Here is a 935-nt window from a genome sequence, read left to right on the forward strand (position 1 = left end):
CGCCGGGCCCGTCGCCCCCGCCGCCCTGCGCCGGGACGCGGCGGTGCTGGAGGTGGCCGACGCCGCGCTGACCATGGCCACGGCCGCCTCCCTCGCCGTCCACGGCCGCGCCGAGCCGGCCCGGGTGCTGCCCGGCCGGTTCTGGTACGCCCGGACGCCCGCGCCGCTGCTGTGGTGGCACCGGATCCGGGGGCACGCCGTGCGCCGGTCGGTGTTCTTCCAGAACGCGGTGCGGATCGGCCTCGCGCTGGCGGCGGCCCGGCTGGTCGCGGGGCTGGACACGCTGCCGCACGGGTTCTGGGCCATGCTGGCCACGCTCTCCCTGACACGGACCACCGTCGGCGAGACCTGGGGCACCATCCGGGTGGCGCTGGCCGGCACCTTCGCCGGCGCGCTGTTCACCGCCGGGCTGCTGACCCTGGCCGGTCCGCACACGACCGTGTACGCCGTGCTGCTCCCGCTCTGGATGCTCTTCGCGTTCACGGTGGGACCCGTCCGGGGCGTGGGCTGGGCGCAGGGGCTCTTCACCGTGCTGGTGGCGATGGTCTTCGCGCAGATGGCGCCGGCGACCTGGCGGCTGGCCGGGGTCCGGCTGCTGGACTGATGCGCCGGGCGGCCGAGGTCGTGGTCGCGACGGGGGCCTCGGTCGCGGCGGGCGGCGCGGGCGGGGGAGCGGCGGCCGGGCGGGGGTACCGGTCCCTGCGGCACGCGCTGATCCTGGCGGAGTCGGCCTACGCGCAGTACCAGAGCGAGCCGCAGCACTTCGGGGCCGCCGCCCCGCGCCCGCCCGGGCCCGACTGGCAGGCGGCCCTGATGGCGGGGCACCACACCCTGTGGGGCGCGGACCGGCTGACGACGGCCCGGGAGCCGCCCCCGCCACCCGGTCCGGTGCCGGGCCCGGGACGGCCCTCCCCGCCTTCGGGCCCCACCGGGCC

General features: G+C 79.0%; 1 protein-coding gene and 1 pseudogene. Both read left to right on the forward strand.

The genetic code is table 11. The features are described 5' to 3' along the window. The coding region (locus VR44_RS47910) for an FUSC family protein (protein WP_245692776.1) at positions 1-604 on the forward strand (604 nt) is incomplete at its 5' end. Further along, positions 604-935 (forward strand): annotated as a pseudogene (locus VR44_RS47915) (hypothetical protein); the annotation flags it as partial. The gene VR44_RS47910 and the pseudogene VR44_RS47915, both read left to right, overlap by 1 nt.

The organism is Streptomyces katrae (assembly GCF_000966975.1).
In the GTDB taxonomy this organism is placed as follows: domain Bacteria; phylum Actinomycetota; class Actinomycetes; order Streptomycetales; family Streptomycetaceae; genus Streptomyces; species Streptomyces katrae.